Genomic DNA, 26,302 nt, shown 5'->3' on the forward strand with positions numbered 1-26,302 from the left:
GTGGCACCCAAACTGATGGCGGTGAGCGACACCCATGTGGGGCACCGGGGAAACCGCCCGATCACCGAGGACATCTACCCGGACTCGCCCGAGGACTGGCTGATCGTCGCCGGGGACGTGTCGGAGAAGACCGACGACATCCGGTGGGCGCTGAAACTTCTGCGGAGTCGTTTCGCGCAGGTCATCTGGGTTCCCGGCAACCACGAACTGTGGACGACGGCGAAGGACCCGGTGCAGATCCACGGCGCCGCCCGCTACGACTACCTCGTCACCATGTGCCGCGAGATCGGGGTCATCACCCCCGAGGACCCGTTCCCGGTGTGGGAGGGGGAGGACGGCCCGGTCACGCTGGTCCCGATGTTCCTGCTGTACGACTACACGTTCMTGCCCGACGGCGCCACCACCAAGGAGGAAGGCCTCGCGATCGCGCGGGAGAAGAACGTGGTGGCCACGGACGAGTTCCTGCTGTCGAGCGAACCGTACGGAACCCGGGACGCCTGGTGCCGCAACCGCGTCGAGACGACGAAGGCCCGGCTGGACGCCCTCCCCGCCGGCACCCGCACCGTTCTGATCAACCACTTCCCGCTGGTGCGTCAGCCCACGCAGGTGCTGTGGTACCCGGAGTTCTCGCTGTGGTGCGGCACCGAACTGACCGCGGACTGGCACACCCGGTACAACGCCGTCTGCGCCGTGTACGGGCATCTGCACATTCCGCGCACCACCTACTACGACGGGGTGCGGTTCGAGGAGGTATCGCTGGGCTACCCGCGGGAGTGGCAGCGGCGGGGACTCCCGGACAACCTGCTGCGGCAGATCCTCCCGGTGCCGGAGTATCCGCCGGGCACGCTGAACAAGTGGGGCGGCCACTTCAAGGTCACTCCCGAACAGGAAGCCGAAGTGGAGAAGATGCGGGCGAGGGGGGCCCTGTGATCGAGAGAATTCTGCCGGCCGGCGTGGTGTCCTCCGAACTGTTCGAGGACCCGGCGGGGCTGCGTCCGTACCCGCAGGAGGAGGCGCTGATCGGGCGGGCGGTGGAGAAGCGGCGACGCGAATTCACCACCGCACGCTACTGCGCCCGCCTCGCGATGACGAAGCTGGGTGTGGACCAGGCCCCTGTTCTGCGGGGCGACAAGGGTTCCCCGGTGTGGCCGCGCGGCGTGGTCGGAAGCCTCACCCACTGCGACGGTTACCGCGGCGCGGCGCTCGGCTACGCGATGCAGGTGCGGTCCGTCGGCATCGACGCCGAACCGCACGACGCGCTGCCCGACGGGGTGCTGGACGCGGTGAGCCTGCCCGCCGAACGCGACTGGCTGTCGGGTGCGGCGGACTCCGGGCAGTGGCGATCGGCGACCGGCGGTCCGGTGCACCGGGACAGGCTGCTGTTCTGCGCCAAGGAAGCCACGTACAAGGCGTGGTTCCCGCTCACCGCCCGGTGGCTCGGGTTCGAGGACGCGCACATCACGTTCGAGGCGTCCGGCGACGGCACCGGCACGTTCCATTCGGATCTCCTCATCTCCGGGGAGACCGTCGACGGACCACCGCTGGCGTCGTTCGACGGACGGTGGATGGTGTCCGACGGACTCATCATCACTGCCATTGCGGTGCACTGATTTCGGGACTGTGCGGTGCACTGATTTCGACGCCGTGACGGCGGCTGGCAGAATCGGGCCTCGTGTCTGCACGTGAAAAGCCCTCTTCCGGTCTCGTCGGCGCCGGACTGCTCATCGTCGACAAGGACGCGGGCGTCACCAGCCACGACGTGGTGGCCCGGTGTCGCAAGCTACTCGGCACCCGGAAGGTCGGCCACGCGGGCACTCTGGACCCGATGGCCACCGGGGTGCTGGTGCTCGGTGTGGAGCGGGCGACGAAGCTGCTGGGGCTCCTCGCGCTGACGACCAAGGCGTACACGGCCACGATTCGGTTGGGGCAGGCCACCACCACCGACGACGCCGAGGGTGACGTCGTCGCGTCGGCCGATGCGTCCGGCGTGAGGGACGAGGAGATCGCGGCGCAGGTGCGCACCCTCACCGGGGACATCCAGCAGGTCCCGTCGAGCGTCAGCGCCATCAAGGTGGACGGCCGGCGGGCGCACGCGCTGATCCGCGCGGGTGAGGAGTTCGAACTCGCGCCCCGGTCGGTCACGGTGTCCCGGTTCGAGGTGATCGCGAGGCGCACCGAGGGCACGTTCGTCGACCTCGACGTCGAGGTGGAATGTTCGTCCGGAACCTATGTGCGGGCGCTCGCCCGTGATCTGGGGATCGCGTTGATCGGTGTCGGCGGGCATCTCACGTCGCTGCGACGGACCCGGGTGGGACCGTTCACCCTCGAGCACGCGCGCACGCTGGAACAGTTGGCCGAGGAGCCGGGCGTCAGTCTCGACATCGACGCCGCCGCGCAGACCGCGTTCCCGCACCGGCAGATCGACGCGGACGAGGCCGAAGCGATCAGTCAGGGTCGCTGGCTCGAGCCGATCGGAATCAAGGGCGTCTACGCCGCGATCGATCCGAGTGGGCACACGATCGCGCTGCTCCAGGAGCGGGGAAAGCGGGCGAGTTCGGTGATGGTGGTCCGTCCCGCGACCCTGAGGTAGCGGCTCACACCAGCCAGATGGCCTGGGCTGCGGGGTTTCCGAGCTCGACGGTGTCCTCCTGGACGCCGATCCGGACCGACACGGTGCCGGCGTAGTCGCGTCGCTCCAGCACCGTCACCGTCACGTCCAGTGCCACACCCACCGAGTCGAAGTACCGCAGCATGGCCGGGTCGGAGTCCGAGATGCGGGCGATGCGGCCGCTCTCGCCGTTGACGAAGTCGCTGAGCTGACGTGCCGGGGGAGTGGGCACCGACCCGTCGACCGCGGGGATCGGATCGCCGTGCGGATCGCGTTCGGGATGGCCGAGCTTGGCGTCCATCCGGGAGATCATCAGGTCCGAGACGGCGTGCTCGAGCACCTCCGCCTCGTCGTGTACCTCGTCCCAGCCATAGCCGAGTTCGTGCACCAGGTACGTCTCGATGAGGCGGTGCCTGCGGACCATTCCGACGGCCGCCACGCGCCCCGCCTCGGTCAGGGCGATCGACCCGTAGCGGGCGTGGTCGACGAGGCCCTGATCGGACAGTTTCCGGATGGCCTCCGACACGGTGGACGCGGACACCCCGATCTTCTCGGAGAGCAGTTTCGTGGAGACCCGCTCCTGCGACCACTCCTGAACGGTCCAGATGACCTTCAGGTAGTCCTGCGCCACTGCCGAGAGCGCCCCGGTCTCGGAGGTCGAGTCCTCGGTCACGCTCTGGTCATTCTTGTTCACGGCCACGCCAACGAGCTTAGGCAAGTCTTACCGGCGAGACACATCGACACACCTGATCTGTCCCCGGGGGACGTCACCGTCGACCGCGAACCGCGAGGTCGTGACGTTTCCCGGCCACGCCGGACCGCCGGACAGCCGGTCCGAAGATGAACATCGGCGCGCGGCACCGTAGGCTGCCACTCGTGCTGAGATGGCGTGGTCTCGACGAGGTTCCTGCCGACTGGGGTCGTTGTGTTCTCACGATCGGCGTATTCGATGGCGTGCACCGAGGTCACGCCCAATTGATCAGTCGAGCGGTGGCGGCTGCCCGCACGCGTGGAATACCCAGCGTGCTCATGACTTTCGATCCTCATCCGATGGAAGTGGTTCGTCCGGGCAGTCATCCCGCCCAGCTCACGACGCTGGCCCGCAGGGCGGAGCTCGCGGAGGAGCTGGGCATCGACGTGTTCTGCGTCATGCCGTTCACCGCCGAATTCATGAAGCTGACGCCGGAGCGGTACGCCCACGAGATCCTCGTGGAGCGCCTGCACGTGGCGGACGTCGTCGTCGGTGAGAACTTCACGTTCGGCAAGAAGGCCGCGGGCAACGTCGACCTGCTGCGGCAGATCGGCGACCGGTTCGGTTTCGCGGTCGACGGTGTGACGTTGCTCGCAGAGCATGCGGTCACGTTCTCGTCCACCTACATCCGCTCCTGTGTGGACGCCGGCGACATGGCCGCCGCGACGGAGGCCCTTGGCCGCCCGCACCGTGTCGAGGGCGTCGTCGTCCACGGCGACGGTCGCGGACGCCAGCTCGGCTACCCGACCGCGAACGTCGCGCCGCCGATGTATGCCGCGATTCCCGCGGACGGCGTGTACGCCGCCTGGTTCACCGTGCTCGGGCACGGAGTCGACCTGGGCACCGTCACCTCCGGTGAGCGGTACATGGCTGCCGTGTCGGTGGGTACCAATCCGACGTTCTCCGGGCGGACGCGCACCGTGGAGGCCTTCGTCCTCGACCGGGAAGCCGACCTGTACGGCCAGCACGTGGCCGTCGACCTCGTCGAGCGACTCCGCGGGATGGAGAAGTTCGATTCCGTCGACGACCTGATCGTCGCGATGGGCAAAGACGCCGAGCGTGCGCGCGCGATCCTCGCGGCATCGGAGGACGTGCGGTAAAGCACCCGCATTTCAGCTGGTAAAGTAGGCCGCTGGCGTGCGCTGCGGTTCGCGGTGGCCGCGCCGAGTTTCGATCCTTGCACGCGAACGTCATCACCAGGAGTGAACCAGTGGCATTGACCACCGCAGAGAAGAAGCAGGTTCTGAGCGAGTACGGCCTGCACGAGACCGACACCGGTTCGCCGGAGGCGCAGGTGGCCATGCTCACCAAGCGCATCGTCGATCTCACCGAACACCTCAAGATGCACAAGCACGACCACCACTCCCGCCGCGGCCTCCTGCTGCTGGTCGGACGCCGTCGTCGTCTGCTCAAGTACGTCCAGAAGGTCGACATCGAGCGTTACCGCTCGCTGATCGAGCGTCTCGGCCTGCGTCGCTGAGTTTCGCAACATCGCGGTCATTTCGATCGCAAATCACTCCGGTAGCCGGCGGGGCCTTGCTTAGACTGGGCCTCGCTGGCTATCGGTGTTAGCTGCCGAGGGCAGCACTACCGTATGCACCCGAGAATGTGGTGTCGGTCTTCGGTAGTGGTCTTCCGGACACGGTCCGGCGGACTTCGATCGACGGCCGCCTCCGCACAGTGACATCCCGAGAACTCGAGAGGGGGATGTCCCTCAGGTGCGCAGTTCTCGCCAGGAGGGTGAGAACGCCCCCGCGGGTACGGCGAAGACGAGAGGGAAGTGAAAAGAAGAGATGACAGAGAATTCCGCAGTAGAAGTCGATGAGGGCGTGTTCGAATCCACCGCCGTGATCGACAACGGGTCCTTCGGAACCCGCACCATTCGTTTCGAGACCGGTCGCCTCGCGCAGCAGGCCGCCGGCGCCGTCGTCGCCTACCTGGACGACGAGACGATGCTGCTGTCCGCGACGAGCGCCAGCAAGCACCCCAAGGAGCACTTCGACTTCTTCCCCCTCACGGTGGACGTCGAGGAGCGCATGTACGCCGCGGGCCGCATCCCCGGCTCGTTCTTCCGTCGTGAGGGCCGCCCCTCCACGGACGCGATCCTGACCTGCCGCCTGATCGACCGGCCGCTGCGTCCGTCGTTCGTCGACGGCCTGCGCAACGAGATCCAGGTCGTGGTCACGGTGATGAGCCTGAACCCGCAGGACCTGTACGACGTGGTCGCGATCAACGCCGCGTCGGCCTCCACCCAGATCGCCGGACTGCCGTTCTCCGGCCCCGTCGGTGGCGTGCGTGTCGCACTCATCACGTCGGACGAGAACAAGGCCGGCCAGTGGGTCGCATTCCCCACCGTCGAGCAGCTCGAGAACGCCGTCTTCGACATGGTCGTCGCCGGTCGCATCGTCTCCGGCAGCGGTGACGACGCCGACGTCGCGATCATGATGGTCGAGGCCGAGGCCACCGACAACGTGATCTCCCTGATCGACGGTGGCGCACAGGCTCCCACCGAGACGATCGTGGCCGAGGGCCTCGAAGCCGCCAAGCCGTTCATCGCTCGCCTGTGCACCGCACAGCAGCAGCTCGCGGTCAAGGCGGCCAAGCCCACCGGTGACTTCCCCGTCTTCCCGGCGTACCAGGACGACGTGTTCGCCRCCGTCGAGGCCGCCGCAGCGGAGAAGCTCAGCGCGGCGCTGACCATCGCCGGCAAGCAGGAGCGCGACGACAAGACCGACGAGGTCAAGGTCGAGGTCCTCGAGCAGGTCGCCCCGAACTTCGAGGGACGCGAGAAGGAACTCGGCGCGGCATTCCGCTCGCTGACGAAGAAGCTGGTCCGTCAGCGCATCCTGCGCGACCAGTTCCGCATCGACGGCCGCGGCATCACGGACATCCGTTCGCTGTCGGCCGAGGTCGCCATCGTTCCGCGTGCCCACGGCTCCGCTCTGTTCGAGCGCGGCGAGACCCAGATCCTGGGTGTCACCACCCTCGACATGGTGAAGATGGCGCAGCAGGTCGATTCGCTCGGACCCGAGACGACCAAGCGGTACATGCACCACTACAACTTCCCGCCGTACTCCACCGGTGAGACGGGACGCGTCGGTTCGCCGAAGCGCCGCGAGATCGGTCACGGCGCGCTGGCGGAGCGGGCTCTCATGCCCGTGCTGCCCAGCGTCGAGGAATTCCCGTACGCCATCCGTCAGGTCTCGGAGGCCCTCAGCTCCAACGGCTCCACCTCGATGGGCTCCGTGTGTGCGTCGACGCTCGCACTGCTCAACGCTGGTGTGCCGTTGAAGGCTCCGGTCGCCGGTATCGCCATGGGCCTCGTCTCCGACCAGGTCGACGGTGAGACCCGTTACGTCGCGCTCACCGACATCCTCGGTGCCGAGGACGCGTTCGGCGACATGGACTTCAAGGTCGCGGGCACGAAGGACTTCGTCACGGCTCTGCAGCTCGACACGAAGCTCGACGGCATCCCGTCGAAGGTCCTCGCCGGCGCGCTGTCGCAGGCAAAGGACGCGCGGGCCACGATCCTCGAGGTCATGGCCGAGGCCATCGACACCCCGGACGAGATGAGCCCGTTCGCCCCGCGCGTCACGGCCATCAAGGTCCCCGTCGACAAGATCGGTGAGGTCATCGGCCCCAAGGGCAAGATGATCAACTCCATCACCGAGCAGACCGGCGCCAACATCTCCATCGAAGATGACGGCACCGTGTTCGTCGGTGCGACGGACGGCCCGTCCGCGCAGGCCGCGATCGACATGATCAACGCCATCGCCAACCCGCAGCTGCCGAAGGTCGGCGAGCGCTTCCTGGGTACGGTCGTCAAGACCACCGCCTTCGGTGCGTTCGTGTCGCTCCTCCCCGGCCGCGACGGGCTGGTGCACATCTCGAAGCTGGGCAGCGGCAAGCGCATCGCCAAGGTCGAGGACGTCGTGAGCGTCGGCTCGAAGTTGCGTGTCGAGATCGCCGACATCGACAACCGCGGCAAGATCTCGCTGATCCCCGTCGAGGAAGACGGCGCTGCGGCTCCGGCCGAGCAGAGCGAAGAGGCGGCTGCCGAGAAGTAGTCTTCTCCCGGTCACCACGCCGGCGGCCCCGCACGAATCTGTGCGGGGCCGTCGGCGTTCTCGGTCGTGCCGGTGGGTCGTGTCAGGATGCGGTGGTGAACCGTCCGACATACCGCCGCTGCCACGGCGTCTCGACCGCGTGACGGTGATAGTGCTGCCGGACGAACGCGACGGCATCCTTCGCAGGCACCCCGTCGAGCACGGCGATGCAGGCGAGGGCGGTGCCCGTCCTGCCGCGGCCGCCCCCGCATGCCACCTCCACTCGCTCGGACGCGGCGCGGCGCCACACCTCGCCCAGCGCATCCACAGTGTCGCGGCGGTCCCGGGGYAGTGCGAAGTCGGGCCACCGGACCCACCGTGAGTCCCACTGCACCGGCGGCGGTGTGCGCCCCAGCAGGTACACGGCGAAATCGGGCAGGGGGCCGTCGGGGAGCGGTCGTCGCAACCCCCGGCCGCGGACGAGGCGCCCGGACGGCAGGCGGAGGATTCCGGGAGCGTCGGCATCCCAGGTGTCGATCATGGTCGTCACTCTATGCGGGGAATCTGTCCTCATGACGCGCCCGGCCTCGTTCATGCATGCATCACGTTTGCGGCTCTCACCGTGTTTTCGCAGTTCACCCGCGGTTACGCCTCCTCGCTAGCCTTGCAGCACGAGCTACCGGACATCGAGGCGGCGCATGGCGTCGAGGAGTGACCAATGGAGTTCAGACATCTAGTCTCATTCATCACCATCGCCGAGGAACTACATTTCGGACGGGCGGCGTCACGGCTGCATCTCACCCAGCCGTCCCTCAGTGCGCAACTGCAGAAGCTCGAGAAGTCTCTGGGTGTGCGACTCGTCGCGCGGAGTTCGCACGAGGTCAAGTTGACCTCTGCGGGCCAGGAATTCGAGGCTCAGGCCCGGTTGATCGTCTTCCAGATGGAGAAGGCCGCGCAGATTGCAAAGGCCACCGCGGAAGGGCGCTCGGGAACCCTGAACATCGGATACAACATGCCGGCGAGCCGGCACGTGCTGCCGTCCGCGCTCGCCAAGATGAGTGCCGTGCATCCGGATGTCGTGGTCTCGTTGTGGGAGAAGCGAACCGGACCGCAGCTTGCGGGCCTCGCGGACGGCACGCTCGACGTTGCTCTCGTGTACGGGCATCCGAGGACGGCGGACTTCCGGTACCGGCTGGTCCTGCGGAAGATTCCGCTCGTCGCGGTCGTGGGCAAGGGGCATATCTGGGCTGGACGCGCCGCGGTCCCGTTCGCCGAGTTGGCGAATCAGGCGTGTGTGATCTTCTCGCGCGATCAGTGTCCGGCCATGTACGACTCGATCTTCGGTGCGGCGTCGGACAGCCGGATCTCGCTCGACGTCGCTCAGACCGCCGATGATCCGGGCGCGACCGCGCACATGGTGTCGGTCAAGCCGTTGGTCGGATTCGCGTCGCTGCCGCGCGCCAGTTCGGGAGGACTCGGTGCGATGGGCGCGAATTCGGTGGCGGTGAAATTGTTCGATCCGATCCCGACGATCGACCTGTATGCGGTATGGCGAACGGCCGAGGCGAACCCTGCCGTGTTCTCATTCCTCGACTGCATCGACGATTTCGACGAATTGAAACGCAGCGATCGTGGCCTGGTCGCTATGTGATTTCGGCTGTGTCTCCGGCTGGGTATCCGCAGTCTTTCGAGTCCTATTTCAGCCCGGATCGAACGAAGGCGTTGACGATGTGCCGCTGCAGGACGACATAGAGCGCGAACACCGGCAGGCACGCCAGCCCGGCGACGGCCATCATCGGCCCCCAGTCGTTGCCCTCGGTTCCCATGAAACTCCGCAGCCCCAGCTGAACGACGGAATTGCTGCGCTGCAGGACCACCGCGGGCCAGAAGTACTCGTTCCAGGCATTGATGAACAGCAGGATCGCCAAGGCCGCCAGCGCGGGACGCAGATTCGGTACCACGACGGTCCAGAGAATGGACCACGAGGATCGGCCGTCCAGCTTTGCCGCCGCGACCAGTTCCTTCGGGAAGCCGGCCATGTGCTGGCGGAGCATCAGGACCCCCAGCGCGGAACACAGGGTCGGCACGATCACTCCCGCGAGGTTGTTGACGAGTCCCAGCTGGTACAGCAGCACGTAGTTGGGAAGCATCGTGACCTGGAACGGCACCAGCCAGGTTCCGACGAATGCGAGGTAGAGCAGGCGTTGGAAGCGGAACGAATACATCGCGAACGCGTACGAGGCGAGCAGCGCGACGAGGAGCTGACCCGCCGCCGAGACCGCCGCGACTGCGAACGTGTTGGCGAGCAGGCGGATCACGTCGACCTTCTCGGTCGCGTCCACATAGTTGCCCAGTGACAACGGCCACGGTACGGGGGAGAGGGAGCCGACGTCGTCGGGGCGCCGCAGTGACGTTGCGAGCAACCAGTAGATGGGAAATGCGCACACGAAGGTGATGGCGAAGAGGACGGCATGTCCCCGCGCCCGCCGCCACAACGGTTCGGGTACGACTGCCTCGCTAGTCGTCATGGAACGAGATCCTTTCCGAGATCCACACGAGCACACCGGCAACGAGACCGAATCCGACGAACAGCATGATGCCCGCAGCGGCACTCAGGCCCGCGTCGAAGCTGTGGAACCCGTAGTCCCACAACAGGTAGTAGATGTTCGTCGTCGCCTGTGACGGTCCGCCCTGGGTGAGGGTGTCGATGAGTGGGAACGTCCACTGGGCGCTCAGCAGCACCGTCATGAGTCCGAGGAACACCAGCGTGGGCGACAGCAGCGGCAGCGTGATCCACCAGTCGATCTGGCGCCGTGTCGCACCGTCGACCTGCGCGGCCTCGGCGTAGTCCCCGCTGATGCCGGCCATTCCGGCGGACACCACGAGCACGGCAAAACCCAGGAAATGCCATCCGGTGACGGCGACGATCACCCACGGCGCCGAGGCAGGTTCGTGGATCCAGTTGGTGTCCGAGCCCAGCACCCGGTTCACGATCCCGGCGCCCGGGTCGAGGAGCCACTGCCACACGGCCGCGCTCGCGACCGGGGCGACGAGAAAGGGCGCGAAGATCAGGCTCTGGTAGACCGCCCGGGCCCGTCCGTGTACACCGCGTGTGGCGAATCCGACGACTACCGGTAGCACGAGCGTGAACGGCAGCAGACCGACAATGAGGACGACCGTCCGCCACACGGAGTCACCGACCGCGGGCAGCTCGAGCAGCCGGCGGTAGTTGTCGGCGCCGACGGAAACCATGGGCGTGGTCGGAAGCAGGTTCCAGGAGTAGGTCGAGAGTTGGGCCGCCTGAGCGAGCGGGCGGTACGTCCACACGATCAGCAGCGCGACAGCCGGTGTCAGGAACAGGTACGGCTCTGCCACCCGCACCACCCTCCGCAGAGGGTGGGTACGGGTGGCAGGCACCGTCACCGGTTCCCGGACGGGCGTTGTCGCGTCGGCAAGATCCGGTACGGCGACGAACACGATGTTTCCCTCACCCCTCCTGCAGCGCGAGTGCGTGCAACCGGGCGAGCATGTCCTGCTCGGGTATGTCGTAGACCACCTCGGCCGGGGTCGCCTCGATCGCGGTGGCGACCACCGTTGTATCGAGGACATCGATCCTGCTGAAACCGTGGCCGGCGACACCTCGGTGGCTGCCCGCCGCCGCGATCGGATCCACCCGGTAGGACAGCGCCGGACCGACCCACACCGGGATCCCCGCCACCGCCCCTGAACTCGTCAGGTGGGAATGCCCGCAGAGGATCATCCGCACATCGGATCCGGCCAGAACCGCCTCGAGCCGGTCCGGACCCTGGAGGCGAAGGTAGTCGACCGTAGCGACCGGCGACGGAATCGGTGGGTGGTGGAGTACGAGGAGCGTTCCGCGCTCACTGGGCCGGGACAGTTCCTCGTCCAGCCAGGTCAGCTGCTCGTTCGTCRGCCAGCCCGCGTGTCGACCGGGGGTGGTGCTGTCGAGGACGATCACCCGGAGACCGTGGATGTCGTGGACCGCGTCGTGCGGTGCCTCGAGATCACGACCGCCGGAGTCGAGCCCGAGCAGTTCGGTGTGGAAGGCAGTGCGGTCGTCGTGATTGCCCATCGCGTAGATGATGTGCGCACCGAGTTCGGCGGCCGCGGGCTCGACAACCGTGCGCAATCGCCGGTAGGCCTCCGGTGCCCCGTTGTCGCTGAGATCGCCCGACAGCACGATCGCGTCGACCCGCTGGCGGGATCCGACTATCCGGTCGAGTGCGCGGGTGAGGTTGTCGAGGGTGTCGATCGTGTCGTGGACGAGGTCGCCGGCGGCGCGGATGTGGGTGTCCGTCAGGTGAATGACCGTGACGTGTGCGGGAGTCATTCGCTGGGCAGAAGCGCGGCGGCCTGCTTCTGGGCGGCTTCGAGGGTGGATTTCGGGTCGGCGTCCTGGTACACGACCGCCTCGACGGCGTCCATCATGCCGTCCCGGATCTGCAGGTAGTTGTTGCCGGGCATCGAGATCCACGGCTCCATCGAGCCGAGTTGGGCGATGTTCGGTGCGAGCAGCGGGTTCTTCTGCGACCACTCTTTCAGCCCGGCGGGATCGTCGACGAGTCCGGTGCGCAGGGGGAGGTATCCGATTCCCTGCGCGATCTTGGTGTAGGCCTCCTCGCTGGTGAGGAACTTGATCAGTTCCCAGGACGCGCGCTGCTTGGCAGGGTCGGATGCAAATGTGAAGAGGGAGGCGCCGGAGTTGGTGGGAACAGGGGTCGTGCCGGCGAAGGTGGGCATCGTGGTGGCGCGCAGGTCCCACTTGTCCTTGGCGCCCTTGACGAAGGTGCCCTGGATCGCGCTGGTCTCGAGGATCATGCCGACATCCCCGCGGGCGAAGGCCTCGTAGCCCTGCTGCTGGCTGAGCTTGGGTGTCGAGCCCGACTGCACCAGGTTCTGAGCCATGTCCGCGACCTGAACGGCCGGGTCGTCCGCGAAGGTGAGCGACGACCGGTCCTCCGCGATGACCCGTCCGCCGTTGGACCGGACGAGACTCTGGAAGCACCAGTCCTTCGCCGTCTTGGTCAGGCAGTCGAGGTATACGCCGCCCTTACCGGTCTTCGTCGTGATCGTGGACGCTGCGGCCGCGACCTCGTCCCACGTCTTCGGTGGTGCCGCCGGGTCGAGACCGGCCTGCTCGAACAGTGTTGCGTTGTAATAGAACACGGGCGTCGAGAAGACGAAGGGCACGCCGTAGGTGGAGCCCTCCCAGTCACCCAGGGTGCGCGCGGTGGGGGCATACGGGTATTTCGCACCGTCGAAGTTCTTCTGCACGGAGGCTTTGCCGACGAGGTCGTCGAGCGAGTGGGCGCCCAGCTGGTGGATCGTGAAGTCCAGGTCACTGAACCCGAGCTGCGCGACGTCCGGGGGCGTTCCGGCCACGGTCTGGCTCTGGATGCTCGAGATCGTGTCGGTGGCCGGGTTCGGACTGTTGCCCTGCGGCTTCTGCGCCGTGACGTGGATGTTCGGATTCTGCTTGGTGAACTCGTCGATGAGGGCATTGAAGGTGTCGGTCCACGCGCCCGCCATACCGTAGTTGTAGCTTTCGAACACGATCGACACCTTCTGGTCCGGAGCGAGTTCCGGCACCGGATCGGTGCTGCTCGCCGCGGAATCGGTGGTGGTGGTGCCGAGTCCGCCGCAGGCGGTCAGGACCAACGCGCTGGTCACCAGCACGCCCAGCCCGGGCAGGGTCTTCTTCACTGTGGTTCTCCTGTTTGTTCGTTGTGGGAGGGTCTCGTGAACGCGCCGGTGCTCATGCCACGACAGCGAGGCTGTTCATGCCACCGACAGCGAGGCACTGTGAGGCGATGCCTCGTGCTCGTGGGGACCGTGCCAGACCAGTCGGCGGCCGGTCACGGAATCGAAGAGTTGAATGTCGGCCGGGTCGACACTGAGTGCGGCGGTGTCGCCGATCCGGGCGGGAACGGGGCGCGGAGAGCGGACGCGGATGACGGTGCCGCCCACTGTGACGTGCAGGATCTCTTCGCTGCCCAGGTTTTCCGATGCGGTGACGACACCGCGGAGTTGGGCATCGGTGCCGTTCAGCCGAATGCGTTCCGGCCGGATGCCCGCGGTCACCTTCTGCGGTCCGGTCGCCGTGCCGGCGGACAGCCCCAGGGGTGCGTCGACGCCGTCGGTGACGAGGTGGAGTTCCCCTGCCCGATAGATCATTGTCGCGTCGAACAGGTTCATCGGCGGCGCGCCGAGGAAGGCGGCGACGAACGTCGATCGGGGAGTGTCGTACAGCTCGGTCGGTGTACCGACCTGCTCGACCCTGCCGTTGTTCAGCAGCGCGATGCGCGTCGCCATCGTCATCGCCTCGACCTGGTCGTGGGTGACGTAGAGGAACGTCGACCCCAGGCGGTGGTGCAGGTCGATGAGCTCGGTGCGGGTCGCGCTGCGCAACGCGGCATCGAGATTCGACAGCGGCTCGTCCATGAGGAAGGCCCCTGGGTCGCGGACCATAGCCCGGGCCAGCGCCACCCGTTGACGTTGTCCGCCGGAAAGCTGGGCGGGACGCCGATCCAGGTGATCGTGCAGACCGAGCGCCGACGCCACGGTGCTGATTCGTTCGCGGATCTCGTCCTTCGACCGCCGGCGGGCACGGAGAGGGAAGCCGATGTTCTTCGCGACGGTCAGGTGCGGGTACAGGGCGTAGCTCTGAAAGACCATCGCAACGTCCCGTCGGCGGGGCGGTGTTCCGGTGATGTCGTTCTCGCCCAGAAGGATGCGTCCCGCGGACGGACTCTCGAGGCCGGCGATCAGACGTAGCAGCGTCGACTTCCCGCACCCGCTCGGTCCCAGGAGAACCATCAACTCTCCGTCGGCGATGTCGAGGTCGATATCTCGCACGACCTGCGCAGCGCCGAACTGTTTCGACACGCCTTCGAGTCTTATCCGCGCCACCCGCACTCCTCGGTTGTTCCGTGTTCTCCGGAAGACACCACAGCAGCCGGGGGTGACGGTGCGGTGAACACCGCACCTCGAATTCCCCTCCCGGTACCGCGCCGGGCGGGGTCACGCAGCGACGATAGGGGGAGTGGGCCCGCGCGATAGAAAACGTCTCATACCTGCGCCACCCGGGCGATAGCCAAGTTCTATCGGGCGCAGTGAAAACCAATGCAGAGTAGTGGCTTTCGCTCAGCAATCCTACGCTGGCTTCGTGACTTCGCATTCAGACACCGGCCTGCGCCAGCCATCCTCCTCGTCGGAATCTGCGTAACGTTCGTCGTCTGTCTCGACACCAGCATCACCCCGGTCGCGCTGCACACACATCTCCGACGCCGCCGCGAGGGCGAGGGAAATCGGATCGCCTCGCCTGAACGGATCGTGAAGTGGGTGCGCCCGTGTATCGGTCTCATTGTGATTACCCGGAGTTGAACACACCATGAACACCCAGGTGGAGTCTGGTGTGCCGGGTACGCCCCGACGAGACTGGAACAGTGAACGCAGAATTTCTCGTTCTTCTCATCGTCGTCGTCACCGCCCTCGGTTTCGATTTCACCAACGGCTTCCACGACACCGCCAACGCCATGGCCACCTCGATCGCTACCGGGGCGTTCAAACCCCGTGTCGCGGTGACACTGTCCGCGATTCTCAACCTGGTCGGCGCGTTCCTGTCGGTCGAGGTGGCGGCGACCGTTGCCAAGGGAATCGTCAACCTCACCGACACCGGCGGGCAGGCGTTGCTGATCATCGTCTTCGCGGGCCTCGTCGGTGGCATCTTGTGGAACCTCGTGACCTGGCTGCTCGGCATTCCGTCGAGTTCGTCGCACGCCCTCTTCGGCGGGCTGATCGGCGCGACCATCGCGGCCCTGGGGATGAGCGGTGTCGAGTGGTCGGGCGTGATGAGCAAGATCGTCATCCCCGCCGTCCTCGCACCCGTCGTCGCAGCTCTGGTCGCTGCCATCGGCACCTGGCTGATCTACCGCATCACCGCCGGCGTCGAGGAAAATGCCAAGGAGGAAGGATTCCGCTGGGGGCAGATCGGGTCGGCGTCCCTGGTCTCACTCGCCCACGGCACCAACGATGCTCAGAAGACCATGGGCATCATCTTTCTGGCGCTGGTGGCGCACGGCACCATCACGGCCGACACCGCGATGCCGTTCTGGGTGAAATTCTGCTGCGCCCTCGCGATCGCGCTGGGAACCTACCTGGGCGGTTGGCGGATCATCCGGACGCTCGGCAAAGGTCTCGTCGAGATCACGTCGCCCCAGGGTATGGCCGCCGAGTCCTCCTCGGCCGCCATCATCCTCACCTCCAGTCACTTCGGCCTGCCGCTGTCGACCACGCAGACGGCGACCGGATCCATCCTCGGAACGGGAATCGGCAAGTCCGGGGCGGAGGTCCGGTGGGGCGTCGCCGGACGCATGGCGGTCGCGTGGCTGTTCACCCTTCCCTCGGCCGCTGTGGTCGGAGCGGTGTGCTGGGTAATCGCCGACGCGATCGGTGGGCTGCCAGGTGTTCTCGTGGTGTTCGCGCTGCTCCTGGCAGCAGCAGGAGCCCTGTATCTGCGCTCGCGGCGGAACCCGATCGACACCTCGAACGTCAACGAGGAGTGGGACGGCGGTCTGACCCCGCCGTCCGAGAAGGCGCCCAGCTCGCATTCGGCTCAGATCTGAGAGGCAGGCAACGTGGATCTGTTCATGGACACCGTGGACTCGCTCTGGCAGGTCGTTCTCATCGGCCTGCTCTTCGGCGCCGGGCTGCCCGCCATCTTCGCGCTCGGCATCCGGTTCCTGACACTGGGCGTCACGACATCCGCGAACGGTAACGGTGCCACACGGACACCGGCCGCTCTGATCGCCGGTCTGGCGTGTTTCGCGGTGGTCCTCGTCGCGATCGTCGCCGGAATACTTTTCATCAYGAAGGACTTCCTCGCCCACGATTTCGGGATCACCGTTTTCTGAACCCGGAAAGGACGCGTGCAGTGCCACGACAACCGATCACTTCAGTTCCGGCGAAGGTCCTGCGCTGGGTGCGAGAGGGCTACCCACACGGGGTGCCCCGCGAGGACTACATCGCGCTGTTCGCCGTCCTGCACCGCAGGCTCACCGAGACCGAGGTGAGTGAGATCGTCGACGAGCTGTCGGCCCCGGACGGGCATGCCCTCGAGGACGGCAAGATCGACCGCGCGGAGATCGAAGAGGCCATCGCCCGCCTGGCCCATGAGCATCCCGGCGACGACGACGTCAAGCGGGTGGCATCTCGCCTCGCCGCGGGAGGCTGGCCGCTGGCTGCGCCGATCGAGGAGAAACCTCCACTCGTGAAGGTACTGCCGCCCCTGTTGACCAACATCATCGAATGGCTGCGCGCCGGCTATCCACTGGGTGTGCCCGAGACGGACTACATCCCCCTCATAGCCCTGYTGCGCCGGCGGCTGTCCGACGAGGAGGTCCGCGAGATCACCGCAACACTGGTCGAGCAGGGCGATCTCCCGATCGGCAAGCCGGACATCCAGGTGATGATTGCCGAGGTCACCGACGAGAAGCCCCTCGACGCCGATGTCGACCGGGTTCACGCCCACCTCGTGGCCGGTGGCTGGGCCATCCCGGACGAGGCGGCGATCGACGAGTCGCACTGACCGGGCGCTGATCAGCGAGGAGGACTGGTGTTCCTGCGTGGAGACACCGTAGCCGACGACCCGCACGCGCTGGACGAGTCGCTGCTCATCGAGCCCGAATGGCGCCGGCCCTCCTGGCGGGGCTTCGTCGCATCGACCCCCGGGCGCCTGTCGGTGATCGCCCTGGTACTCGTCGCTGCCGCCCTCGCTGCAGGAACGGTCACCTCGGCGATCAACGGGGCGCGTCAACAGGAAATCAACGCCTTGCGGACCCACTCGGAGCCTCTCGCCGACGCGGCACAGAGCCTCTACAGCTCGCTGTCGATCGCAGACGCCGCCGCGACAACGTCCTTCATCTTCGGCGGGGTCGAACCGGTGGCGGTACGTGAGGATTACAACCAGGCTGTCGGTGATGCCTCCAACGCGTTGGTGACCGCCTCGAACGGCGTCGATCCGGCAGACACGGAAGCTTTGGGCCTGCTGTCGGAAGTGTCGCGGCGTTTCGCCGAATACACCAGTCTGGTCTCCACCGCCCGCGCCAACGATCGCTCGGGAAACCCGATCGGAATCACGTATCTGCGCAATGCGTCGTCGATGATGCAGAGCACTATCCTGCCGCTGGCGCACCGCCTCTGCACCGAGCAGTGGAAGTCGGTGGCCGCCACACAGATGCGGACAACCCGACTGCCGGTGGCCGCGTTCGCTGTCACGACCTCCGCTCTCGGCGCGCTCGTGCTCGCGCATGTGTACCTGACCAGCAAGAGCCGGCGGCTGTTCAACCCCGGCCTGATCGTGGCCACACTCCTCATGGCGAGCCTCCTGACGTGGTCGGTGGCAGCGTTCGGGATATCGACGTCAGCGGGTGAGCGCGCGAGGACTGATGGGGCGCAACCACTCAGCGCGATCGCTACGGCCCGGATTCTGGCGCAACAGGCCCGGGCGGACGAGATGCTCGGAGTGTTGCAACGCGRTTCGGACCCCCAATCCGAGGTCGACTTCTCGCGGCATTCGACGGTGCTGTCCGAGATACTCGAACAACACCGGAACGCATCCGGCGAGGCCGGGAACGCCGCGATCGCCGACGCCGCCGCGGCGCTCGAGGGCTGGCGGAGCACCCACGAATCGCTGCAACAGAAACTCGTGAACGGGGATTACCCGGCGGCCGCCGCCATGGCGGTCGATCCGGGGGCACTCGCACCGACTGCCCGGTTTCTCGCGCTCGACGACGCGTTGCAGTCCGCGATCAACGAATTGAGGAACGAGGAACGTGAGGCCACGGCCGAGGCGTATCGCTCGACGTCGCTGTTGGGCGTCGGTGCGGTCGTGCTCGGCGTGCTCGCCGGGTTCTCGGTCGGCGGAGGCATCTGGCCCAGACTGAACGAGTACCACTGATGTCCCGGCGAGGTGAGTGGATGCTGACGAATCCCCGCGTCGAGCATGCACACGGGCGCCGAAGACCTCGTGTTCGTGGCCTCGTCGGCGTGCTCGTCAYCGCCGCCGCGGTGCTCGCCGGTTGTGGGACACCCGCGCCCGACACCCCCGCCGTCGCAGGCAACTATTCGGAACTGTCGCTGCCGAACGGAACGCAGATCATCCCGCCGTCGGGTCTCGTCCCTCCGGCGCCCGTTCCGCCGTCGACGTGCGGGGCGTCGGCGAGCCTGCGTCCGGGACCCCCCGTTCCGGCGGGTGCGGTGCCACCGGGGAGGCTGGTCGCCGACATCGTGGCGCGGGACCGGCTGATCGTCGGCGTCGATCAGGACACCAACTTGTTCAGTTTTCGTGACCCGACCACCGATACCCTCGAGGGATTCGATGTGGACATGGCGCGAGAGGTCGCCCGCGATCTCCTCGGCGACCCGGCGAAGGTCGAGTTCCGACTCCTCACCCCGGTCGGCCGCCTCGACGCGCTCGAGAAGAACCAGGTCGACATCGTCGCGCAAACCATGACGATCACGTGTCAGCGCGCCGAGCGGGTGGCGTTCTCCACCGTCTATCTCGAGGCGTACCAGCGTGTGCTGGTGACGGAGGGGTCGGGGATCGCGGGGTCTGCGGACCTGGCAGGCAGGCGGGTGTGCGCCGCCACGGACACCACGTCGCTCGCGACGATCCGGCGGGTCCAGCCGCAGGCCACGATCGTCGCGGTTCCCGATTGGGCCGACTGTCTGATGGTTCTCCAGCAGCGTCAGGCGGATGCCGTCAGCACGGACGACGCCATCCTCGCGGGTCTGGCCGCTCAGGATCCGACCCTCGAGATCGTCGGACCATCGCTGGAAACGCAGCCGTACGGCATCGGCATCAACAAGACCAACACCGATCTGGTGCGCTTGGTGAACGGCACCCTCGACCGGCTGCGCGTGGACGGAACGTGGATGAGGCTCCACGACCGGTGGTTGACCGTCCTCGGTCCGGTCGCCGGCCCGCCTACGCCGACCTATCGGGATTGAGGATCCGCCGGTCGATCCGACCAGCAGAGCAAGTTCACAATTAGTGGGGATTATCTATCATCTCAAATCCCCATTACTGCTACGGTGGGGTTCATGTCTTCATCCACGACGCCCCCGGAGCGCCTGCTGCGAAACCCCACGTTCGTGGTGGCGCAGCTGCATCGGGTGGGGCGCGAGGACCTCGAGGGTGTGCTGGCGGCCGAGGGGCTGAATCTGCGTACGCACTGGATTCTCTGCTGCCTCGAGGAGCCTGGTGAGCTGTCCCAGAAGCAGCTCGCCGACGTGCTGGGCGTCGATCGCAGCGACATGGTGCGACTGCTCGACGACCTCGAGAAGCGCGGGTTCGTGGCCCGCACCAAGAACGCCAAGGACAGGCGCAAGCACGTGCTGTCGTTGACGTCGGCAGGCCGGCAGGTCCGGGAGCGCAGCGACGAGTTGGTCGAGAAGGCATCCGATCAGCTCTACGGCAACCTGTCGGCGAAGGAACGCCGAAGCCTCCAACGCCTCGTCCTGAAGGCGCTGGGCCTGCCGAAGAAATACGCCGCCCCACCCACTTAGCCGGCACAGCCCCGGTTTCCACGGTGTCCGTTGCACCGTTCTCATGCCGGCCCCGCGGATTCCTTCGCGCTGTCCGGGGTCGTTCCAAAAAGGAGCCCGCACATTGTCTGCCCCCACGCGTCTCGACCCGTTCACCGCCGGTGATCTCGCACCCGTCCCGCGGACCCTGATCGATATCCTCACCGACACTGCCGAGCACCATCCCGACGCTCCCGCGATCGACGACGGCGAGGTCGCGCTGAGTTACACCGAACTGGTCGACCGAATCACCGAGGGCGCCCGCCAGTTGGCTGCCGGTGGTGTCCGGCCGGGTGACCGGGTCGGCATCCGGATGCCGTCGGGTTCGCGGGAGCTGTACCTGGCGATCCTGTCCGTTCTCGCCGCCGGCGCCGCCTACGTCCCGGTCGATGCGGACGACCCGCCCGAGCGGGCCGTACTCGTGTTCGGCGAGTCCGCGGTCCGGGCGGTTCTCACCGCCGACGGCATCGAAACCTCGGGGAGTAGCGCGGTCGACGTCCGGGTCCCGGGGCCGTCCGACGATGCGTGGATCATCTTCACCTCCGGGTCGACCGGAAAGCCGAAAGGGGTGGCCGTCACGCACCGGAACGCCGCCGCCTTCGTGGACGCCGAGGCGAGGCTGTTCGTACGCGACGCCCCCCTCGGACCCGGAGACCGGGTGCTGGCCGGCCTGTCGGTGGCGTTCGACGCATCCTGCGAAGAAATGTGGTTGGCGTGGCGGCACGGCGCCTGCCTGGTCCCGGCGCCCCGCTCGCTGGTGCGCACCGGTATGGATCTGGGACCGTGGCTGATCGCCCGATCGATCACCGTCGTCTCCACGGTCCCGACGCTGGCCGCGCTGTGGCCTGCGGAGGCGCTCGACTCCGTCCGGCTACTGATCTTCGGCGGCGAGGCCTGCCCGCCCGAGCTAGCCCGGCGGCTCGCGGTCGACGGTCGCGAGGTATGGAACACCTACGGCCCCACCGAGGCCACCGTGGTCGCCTGCGCCGCACAGCATGACCGGTACCGGCCCGGTGCGCATCTCGCACCGACCGCTGCCGTCGAACCCCGCACCGTCGTCCCGACGCCGCGGGCTACCCAATGGGCGCAGATCGCGGCGACCGTCCCGCTGACCACCCTGACCGGCCTGCAATGGATCACCTGGTTGGCGGTCGCGAACAATATTCTGGCCTGGGCTTCGCCCGCACCGTGGGCGCCCGCGCTGTCGTGGTGGTCCGTACTGGTGATGTTCCTCGTCTTCATCACCCCGGTCGGCCGGATGGCGATCGCCGCGACCGGTTCCCGGTTGCTTCTGCGGAAGATCGCACCGGGAACCTATCGGCGCGGCGGTTCCGTACATCTCCGTATCTGGGTGGCCGAGCGGCTGGTCGAGGCGAGTGGGGCGGCGAACCTGTCCGGCGCCACCTGGATGGTGTATTTCGCGCGCGCACTCGGCGCGAAAATCGGGCGGCGGGTGGACCTGCACACCCTGCCGCCCGTCACCGGAATGATCGAACTCGGCGAGGGCTGCTCGATCGAACCCGAGACGGATCTGTCCGGGTACTGGATCGACGGCGACGTCATCCATGTCGGATCGATCGTCATCGGAGCCGGGGCGTCGGTCGGTGCCCGCTCGACCCTGTTTCCCGGAGCCCGCATCGGGGCGCACTCGGAGGTGGCGCCGGGGTCCGCGGTCACCGGAAAAGTCACGGCGGGTCAGCGGTGGGCGGGCTCGCCCGCGGTCAAGGTCGGCAAGGCGGTACACCCCTGGCCGGAGGACCGGCCGCCACGTGCCTCCAAATGGGTACCCGTCTACGGACTCACCTCCCTCGCGGTCGCGGCGATGCCCCTGCTCGCCCTCGCCGGCGGTCTCGTTCTGCTCGGGTGGTCGATCCGCGGCGCCGGCGACCTCGGCGTAGCCGTGACGAGGGCCCTGACGATGCTGCCGGTCGCGACCATCCTCACCTTCCCCTGTTCGCGGGGATGACGGTTGTCTCGGTGCGCCTGCTCGGCCTCGGCCTCCGCGAGGGCTATCACCCGGTGCGCAGCCGGATCGGGTGGCAGGCATGGTCCACCGAACGGCTGATGGACTCCGCCCGCACCTTCCTGTTCCCGTTGTACGCCAGCCTGTTGACCCCGCTCTGGTTGCGGCTGCTCGGCGCCAGGGTCGGTAAGAACACCGAAATCTCTACGGCACTGGTTCTTCCGCGATTCACCACGGTCGCGGACGGCGCGTTCCTCGCCGACGACACCATGGTCGGGGGCTACGAACTCGGCGGCGGTTGGCTGCGTATCGAGCCCGCCAAGATCGGTAAGCGCGCATTTCTCGGCAACTCCGGCATGACCGGCCCCGGGCGTACCGTGCCGAAGAACGGTCTGGTCGCGGTGCTCTCGGCAACCCCGGAAAAGAAGGGCAAAACCGGTTCGTCCTGGCTGGGAAGCCCGCCGGTCCGGCTGCGCCGCTCGGCCACCGAGGCCGCGGCCTCGCGCACGTTCGATCCGCCGACCCGTCTGCGGGTCGCCCGGGCGATATTCGAAACCTGCCGGCTGATCCCGATGATCATCACCTTCGGGATCGGGCTCGGTGTGCTGGCCGCCCTCGAGGCGCTCGCAGGCAGCATCGGATTCACGTGGGCAGCAGTGATGTCCGGGCTCGTGCTCCTCGTCGCCGGCGCCGTTGCCGGCGGCATAGCGGCCGCGGCCAAGTGGGTCGTTGTCGGCCGCATCGGCATCGTCGAGCACCCACTGTGGAGTTCGTTCGTGTGGCGTAACGAGGTATCCGACGCATTCGTCGAGACGGTGGCCGCGCCGTGGTTCGCCCGCGCAGCGTCCGGGACCGCAGTGCTCAACCTGTGGCTGCGGGCGATGGGCGCGTCCATTGGGCGCGGCGTCTGGTGCGAGACGTACTGGCTCCCCGAGGCGGACCTGGTCACCCTCGGTGACGGTGCGACCGTGAGCCGCGGCTGCGTCGTGCAGACCCACCTGTTCCACGACCGGATCATGAGCATGGACACCGTCACCCTCGGCGCCGGCGCCACGCTCGGCCCTCACAGTGTGGCATTGCCTGCATCGACCATCAGTCGCGGCGCCACCGTCGGACCGGCATCTCTCGTGATGCGCGGGGATCGAGTGCCCGACTCGACCCGCTGGCAGGGCAACCCCATCGCACCGGAGCCCGAACACCGCCGATGACCGTGCGTGGGGGACCAATCGCGTGACGCGCCGTCGGCGTCATGGGGAGGCCGCACCGACCGCGGTGTCGAGGTCGGTCAGTGCGGCGTCGAGGTGGCCGATGATCCGATGCAGGTGGGGGACCGCGGTGCGGTCGCCGACCACCGCGACGTGCAACTGCCCGGATCGACTGGTCAATGTGATGCTCAGCGCCTGGCCCCGCGCGAGGGTCGGGATCGGGTAGACGGCGTCGAGATGGGCACCGTTCCAATACCGCGGTCGGGTCGGTCCCGGGGTGTAGGAGATCATCACGTTGAACGGCGGCGGGATGTCGTCGAGGACCCGGCGGACCGGGTCGAGCATGATCGGACTCAATGTCAGGGCGCTGATCAGTTGAAATTGGGTACGGCTCAGGGCGGCGACAACTCCACTGGTGTGCGCTACGGAGTCGGCGATCCGGTTCAGGCGGGCGAGTGGGTCGCCTTCGTCGGTGGCCAGGGACACCACCATTGCCCCGATCCCACGGTCGCCGCCCGGCCTGATGGTGGGGCCCTCGCCGAGGTCGAGCGGGACGGGGAGCATCGCGGTCAAAGGCGCGTCGGGAAGGGCGTATTGGTCGAGGAGATACGTGCGCAGCGCTCCCGCGCACATCGTCAACACCACTACGTCCAACGGTGCGCCGGTGCGGGCGGCGAGCCGGCGCAGCCGTTTCAGGGGCCAGGATCGGGCGGCGACTTTACGGGCGCGGCCGGTTGGGGCGTTGAAGGTCGTCAGCGGGGACTGCAGGGGCAGCGTGAGGGTTTCCTCGGTCAGGCCGTGGTAGCCGGCGCGGACCAGAGTAGGGACGGCGGCGGCCATCTCCCGCGTGATGACCAGGCCGGACCACAGCACTCCGCGTGGGTCCAGTGACTGATGTGGAGCAGGGGCCGCGACGGACGGGCTCCAAGGCGCTGGGCAGTCCCGGCTGTCCGGATCGACCGAGAGCGTACGGTGCAGCAGCCGCATCCCGGAAGCGCCGTCGGTCAAGGACAGGTGAAATTTCGTGTACACGGCGGTGCGCCCGTCGGTCAGGCCCTCGATGACGTGCATCTCCCACATGGGGTGCTGCGGATCGAGCGGGATCGAGTGCATCTGCGAGACCAGCCGCAGCAGCTCGGCCATGGTGCCGTCGCCGGGAACGGCGCTGTGCCGCACGTGGTAGCCGAGATCGACGACTCTTTCCGACCGCCACCACGGATACCCGTGCAGGGGTCGGATGGGCCATTTGCGGAATAGCTCGGAGGCCTCGGTGTTCGCGTGCAGGCGCGCGACCATGTCGGCGGCGTGGGCACCGGATGCGGTGTCTTTCGGGGGATCGAACAGGGTCAGTGTGGCCACGTGCATCGGGTGCGACGGGGATTCGAACAGCAAGAACATCGCCTCGGTCGGGCTCATCGGCGCCAGCCCGCCGATCCCAGCTCGCACGTCCCACCTCCCGGCCTTGTGTGGTCCCAGCAGAGCACACCGCGTCTACGAGGATCGTGGTTTCCGTCGAGACCACAGACACCGGACGGCACTGATTCCACGCAGGCACGCAGGTCCGCGGAATGTGGGATTCGCGCGGGTTCTCGCCGTCGGGGCAGCGTGACGACTAGGGCGACTCGTGCACTCTCGGGTACGCGCTGGACGGCGCGATTGTCAGGGATTTGTCGAGTGCCTTCACCGCGGCGCGTTCGACGAGCAGGGGCACGAAGTCCCGGATCCGGCAGCTGTCGAATCGATGATGGGCGGTCTCGACCGCATTCTCGACCCGGCCGGGGTCGAGGTATTGATATCGCTGGATCAGGTGTGCGCGCACCACGTCGATGTGCTGCCGCTCGGTGACGTCCATACCAGAAATTGTCGTCCCGTCGGCCGCTGTGAGGAAGGGGTTTCCCCAGGTTCACCTGGGGAGCACAGACGTCGCCGGCCGTGTCCGGGACGAGGGGCGGGTTGACGCCGGTCGGCGGGCTCGACAACGATGTGCCGGTGGATTGCAGCGGCGCAGTCTTGTCACGCACCGCGGCACCGCCGGTTTGGATCCGGCCTCACCGAGCAGGAGAACCGGATGACACCGACCGAGCACGTCGACCCTGATGCCGCGCAGGCGCAGGTGTTTCGCGACCTGCTGAACGAGGAGATCGCGGCGCTCACCGCCCGCATCGAGTCCACCCCGCGATACACCGGTGCCGAAGACTCCGAAGGCACAAGTCTGCGCGGGCAACGCGGCGAGGCGTGTCAGTTGTTGGCCCGTCTGACCGCCCGGTACCCCGAGCTGGACGGCCCTGGACCCGCCCGAGGATGATCGCCGCCCCGCATCAGGCGTGACGCTGCGAAGGTGGCGTCGGATAGTCTCACGCGATGAAATCGGCGGCGTCACCGTTGCGTTCGTCAGTGTTGCCGGTGACGGCGCTGTGCGTGGCGTTGAGTGTCACAAGTTGTGTCGGCGCTGTTGATCGAGCGGATTTCGATGCTGCGATGCGGACACGTGGCGGGGGTATGACGGGCGCACTCGTCCGTGACGGGTTGGCGGAGCTTGCCACCCGGTACGGCGTTACAGACGTGGAGGTGACGAGTGTCGATGTGGCGCCGGTCGAGACGCTGGATGTGACGGTCCGGAACCCTGCGAAGCCGGATCAGCTCGACCGGTACACCTTTGACGCCGAGTGGTTGAGCGACGCCAGTCCGGTGATGGTCTCCGCTGTGGAGGATCTCGATGCGCGGGCGTTCCGGCTCGGCGACGTTCCCGCGCTGGGTCGTGTCGAGGAGCTCGTGGATGATGCCCTCGCGCACACTGGATTCGATGGGGGAGCAGTAGCCGGCATTTCGGTGAACAGGACCGAGGGGCTGTGGCCGACAGTGGTGGTCGAGTCACCGTGGTCGCGGGCACTGGTCGTGTTCGATGCCGAGGGAACGGTGATCGGGGTGCAGCGGCTGTGACCGGACCGGTGGAGTTGGGTGTGGAGCCCGCACCGCGGCGGCGACGGAGGGTGATGCCCGCATTGTGGTGGGTGGGGACCGGGGGGAAACGGTCGACGAGGGATGGCTGCGTCCGTTCCTTCTGATCTGGGCCGCGTATCTGGCGGTCGTGGCAATCGTGTTCGCGGTCGGACGCATGTCGCG

The 26,302-nt window shown here is 67.2% G+C and carries 24 protein-coding genes and 2 pseudogenes; 17 read left to right on the forward strand and 9 right to left on the reverse strand.

Going from position 1 to position 26,302, the window contains the following annotated elements; all coding sequences use genetic code 11:
- From AC1DWT_RS03905 to truB, 3 genes are all read left to right on the forward strand, one after another.
- Entirely contained in the window at positions 1-930 is a 930-nt protein-coding gene (locus AC1DWT_RS03905) for a metallophosphoesterase family protein (RefSeq protein ID WP_477919797.1), read from the forward strand.
- Complete coding sequence (gene npt / locus AC1DWT_RS03910) at positions 927-1,610, forward strand: 4'-phosphopantetheinyl transferase Npt (RefSeq protein WP_206015307.1); 684 nt, start codon at positions 927-929, stop codon at positions 1,608-1,610. Before AC1DWT_RS03905 ends, npt begins: the two co-directional genes overlap by 4 nt.
- A gap of 62 nt (positions 1,611-1,672) precedes the next feature.
- Positions 1,673-2,590: a tRNA pseudouridine(55) synthase TruB gene (gene truB, locus AC1DWT_RS03915; protein WP_095860733.1), complete on the forward strand. Its 918-nt coding sequence runs from the start codon at positions 1,673-1,675 to the stop codon at positions 2,588-2,590.
- A gap of 4 nt (positions 2,591-2,594) precedes the next feature.
- Here truB and AC1DWT_RS03920 read toward each other — a convergent pair whose 3' ends face one another.
- Positions 2,595-3,308 carry a metal-dependent transcriptional regulator gene (locus tag AC1DWT_RS03920; RefSeq protein WP_143051390.1) on the reverse strand — a complete coding sequence of 238 codons (714 nt, stop codon included), beginning with the start codon at positions 3,306-3,308 and terminating at the stop codon, positions 2,595-2,597.
- Between the two features lie 176 nt (positions 3,309-3,484).
- Here AC1DWT_RS03920 and AC1DWT_RS03925 point away from each other — a divergent pair, with 176 nt between their 5' ends.
- From AC1DWT_RS03925 to AC1DWT_RS03935, 3 genes are all read left to right on the forward strand, one after another.
- Positions 3,485-4,459 carry a bifunctional riboflavin kinase/FAD synthetase gene (locus AC1DWT_RS03925; protein ID WP_025432373.1) on the forward strand — a complete coding sequence of 325 codons (975 nt, stop codon included), beginning with the start codon at positions 3,485-3,487 and terminating at the stop codon, positions 4,457-4,459.
- A gap of 110 nt (positions 4,460-4,569) precedes the next feature.
- Positions 4,570-4,839, forward strand: coding sequence for a 30S ribosomal protein S15 (gene rpsO / locus AC1DWT_RS03930; protein ID WP_206015308.1), 270 nt, complete (start codon positions 4,570-4,572; stop codon positions 4,837-4,839).
- A gap of 313 nt (positions 4,840-5,152) precedes the next feature.
- Complete coding sequence (locus AC1DWT_RS03935) at positions 5,153-7,426, forward strand: polyribonucleotide nucleotidyltransferase (RefSeq protein WP_477919800.1); 2,274 nt, start codon at positions 5,153-5,155, stop codon at positions 7,424-7,426.
- Positions 7,427-7,508: 82 nt separating this feature from the next.
- Here the strand turns inward: AC1DWT_RS03935 and AC1DWT_RS03940 are convergent, their stop codons facing one another.
- The gene (locus AC1DWT_RS03940) at positions 7,509-7,946 is read right to left on the reverse strand and encodes a protein-tyrosine phosphatase family protein (RefSeq protein WP_072937992.1); all 438 of its coding nucleotides are present in this window, start codon (positions 7,944-7,946) and stop codon (positions 7,509-7,511) included.
- A 177-nt stretch (positions 7,947-8,123) separates the two neighbouring features.
- Here AC1DWT_RS03940 and AC1DWT_RS03945 point away from each other — a divergent pair, with 177 nt between their 5' ends.
- Complete coding sequence (locus tag AC1DWT_RS03945) at positions 8,124-9,056, forward strand: LysR family transcriptional regulator (protein ID WP_206015309.1); 933 nt, start codon at positions 8,124-8,126, stop codon at positions 9,054-9,056.
- Between the two features lie 43 nt (positions 9,057-9,099).
- Here AC1DWT_RS03945 and AC1DWT_RS03950 read toward each other — a convergent pair whose 3' ends face one another.
- The 5 genes from AC1DWT_RS03950 to AC1DWT_RS03970 form a co-directional block, all read right to left on the reverse strand.
- Positions 9,100-9,933, reverse strand: coding sequence for a carbohydrate ABC transporter permease (locus AC1DWT_RS03950; RefSeq protein ID WP_072937887.1), 834 nt, complete (start codon positions 9,931-9,933; stop codon positions 9,100-9,102).
- Positions 9,923-10,882, reverse strand: a complete 960-nt coding sequence (locus AC1DWT_RS03955) for a carbohydrate ABC transporter permease (protein ID WP_206015310.1) — start codon at positions 10,880-10,882, stop codon at positions 9,923-9,925. The genes AC1DWT_RS03950 and AC1DWT_RS03955 overlap by 11 nt, the downstream gene beginning before the upstream one ends.
- Before the next feature lie 10 nt (positions 10,883-10,892).
- Complete coding sequence (locus tag AC1DWT_RS03960) at positions 10,893-11,756, reverse strand: metallophosphoesterase (RefSeq protein ID WP_477919803.1); 864 nt, start codon at positions 11,754-11,756, stop codon at positions 10,893-10,895.
- Positions 11,753-13,129, reverse strand: coding sequence for an ABC transporter substrate-binding protein (locus tag AC1DWT_RS03965; RefSeq protein ID WP_206015312.1), 1,377 nt, complete (start codon positions 13,127-13,129; stop codon positions 11,753-11,755). The genes AC1DWT_RS03960 and AC1DWT_RS03965 overlap by 4 nt, the downstream gene beginning before the upstream one ends.
- Before the next feature lie 75 nt (positions 13,130-13,204).
- Positions 13,205-14,311, reverse strand: a complete 1,107-nt coding sequence (locus AC1DWT_RS03970; RefSeq protein WP_206015313.1) for an ABC transporter ATP-binding protein — start codon at positions 14,309-14,311, stop codon at positions 13,205-13,207.
- A 560-nt stretch (positions 14,312-14,871) separates the two neighbouring features.
- Here AC1DWT_RS03970 and AC1DWT_RS03975 point away from each other — a divergent pair.
- From AC1DWT_RS03975 to AC1DWT_RS04010, 8 genes and pseudogenes are all read left to right on the forward strand, one after another.
- On the forward strand, positions 14,872-16,050 hold the full coding sequence (locus tag AC1DWT_RS03975) for an inorganic phosphate transporter (protein WP_206015314.1): 1,179 nt from the start codon (positions 14,872-14,874) through the stop codon (positions 16,048-16,050).
- A gap of 24 nt (positions 16,051-16,074) precedes the next feature.
- Positions 16,075-16,338 carry a hypothetical protein gene (locus AC1DWT_RS03980; RefSeq protein WP_477919806.1) on the forward strand — a complete coding sequence of 88 codons (264 nt, stop codon included), beginning with the start codon at positions 16,075-16,077 and terminating at the stop codon, positions 16,336-16,338.
- A 20-nt stretch (positions 16,339-16,358) separates the two neighbouring features.
- Positions 16,359-16,655: pseudogene (locus tag AC1DWT_RS03985) on the forward strand (DUF3349 domain-containing protein); the annotation flags it as partial.
- Positions 16,656-16,703: 48 nt separating this feature from the next.
- Entirely contained in the window at positions 16,704-17,012 is a 309-nt protein-coding gene (locus AC1DWT_RS03990; protein WP_241031706.1) for a DUF3349 domain-containing protein, read from the forward strand.
- A gap of 27 nt (positions 17,013-17,039) precedes the next feature.
- A complete protein-coding gene (locus tag AC1DWT_RS03995; RefSeq protein ID WP_477919808.1) occupies positions 17,040-18,383 on the forward strand; it encodes a hypothetical protein in 1,344 nt (447 codons plus the stop codon).
- Between the two features lie 20 nt (positions 18,384-18,403).
- Positions 18,404-19,435, forward strand: coding sequence for a glutamate ABC transporter substrate-binding protein (locus tag AC1DWT_RS04000; RefSeq protein ID WP_477919810.1), 1,032 nt, complete (start codon positions 18,404-18,406; stop codon positions 19,433-19,435).
- A 93-nt stretch (positions 19,436-19,528) separates the two neighbouring features.
- Positions 19,529-19,993, forward strand: a complete 465-nt coding sequence (locus AC1DWT_RS04005) for a MarR family winged helix-turn-helix transcriptional regulator (RefSeq protein WP_206015317.1) — start codon at positions 19,529-19,531, stop codon at positions 19,991-19,993.
- A 43-nt stretch (positions 19,994-20,036) separates the two neighbouring features.
- Positions 20,037-23,182 (forward strand): annotated as a pseudogene (locus tag AC1DWT_RS04010) (Pls/PosA family non-ribosomal peptide synthetase).
- A gap of 39 nt (positions 23,183-23,221) precedes the next feature.
- Here AC1DWT_RS04010 and AC1DWT_RS04015 read toward each other — a convergent pair.
- Together AC1DWT_RS04015 and AC1DWT_RS04020 are read right to left on the reverse strand one after the other, a co-directional pair.
- Entirely contained in the window at positions 23,222-24,595 is a 1,374-nt protein-coding gene (locus AC1DWT_RS04015) for a wax ester/triacylglycerol synthase family O-acyltransferase (RefSeq protein ID WP_206016254.1), read from the reverse strand.
- Positions 24,596-24,791: 196 nt separating this feature from the next.
- Positions 24,792-25,031 (reverse strand): three-helix bundle dimerization domain-containing protein, encoded by a 240-nt coding sequence (locus tag AC1DWT_RS04020; protein ID WP_206015318.1) that lies wholly within the window; start codon positions 25,029-25,031, stop codon positions 24,792-24,794.
- 216 nt (positions 25,032-25,247) lie between these two features.
- On the opposite strand from AC1DWT_RS04020, the gene AC1DWT_RS04025 reads away from it, so the two are divergent.
- Both AC1DWT_RS04025 and AC1DWT_RS04030 read left to right on the forward strand, forming a co-directional pair.
- Entirely contained in the window at positions 25,248-25,484 is a 237-nt protein-coding gene (locus AC1DWT_RS04025; RefSeq protein ID WP_206015319.1) for a hypothetical protein, read from the forward strand.
- Between the two features lie 194 nt (positions 25,485-25,678).
- Complete coding sequence (locus tag AC1DWT_RS04030; RefSeq protein WP_241031556.1) at positions 25,679-26,119, forward strand: hypothetical protein; 441 nt, start codon at positions 25,679-25,681, stop codon at positions 26,117-26,119.
- Positions 26,120-26,302 lie beyond the last annotated feature (183 nt).

It is taken from the genome of Rhodococcus sp. P4_B6, from assembly GCF_056402215.1.

Coding starts and splice junctions, on each gene's coding strand:
- AC1DWT_RS03945 (WP_206015309.1), top strand. CDS start 8,124: ATGGAGTTCAGACATCTAGTCTCATTCATCACCATCGCCGAGGAACTA.
- AC1DWT_RS04005 (WP_206015317.1), top strand. CDS start 19,529: ATGTCTTCATCCACGACGCCCCCGGAGCGCCTGCTGCGAAACCCCACG.
- AC1DWT_RS04015 (WP_206016254.1), bottom strand. CDS start 24,595: ATGAGCCCGACCGAGGCGATGTTCTTGCTGTTCGAATCCCCGTCGCAC.
- AC1DWT_RS04025 (WP_206015319.1), top strand. CDS start 25,248: ATGACACCGACCGAGCACGTCGACCCTGATGCCGCGCAGGCGCAGGTG.
- AC1DWT_RS04030 (WP_241031556.1), top strand. CDS start 25,679: ATGACGGGCGCACTCGTCCGTGACGGGTTGGCGGAGCTTGCCACCCGG.
- AC1DWT_RS03950 (WP_072937887.1), bottom strand. CDS start 9,933: ATGACGACTAGCGAGGCAGTCGTACCCGAACCGTTGTGGCGGCGGGCG.
- AC1DWT_RS04020 (WP_206015318.1), bottom strand. CDS start 25,031: ATGGACGTCACCGAGCGGCAGCACATCGACGTGGTGCGCGCACACCTG.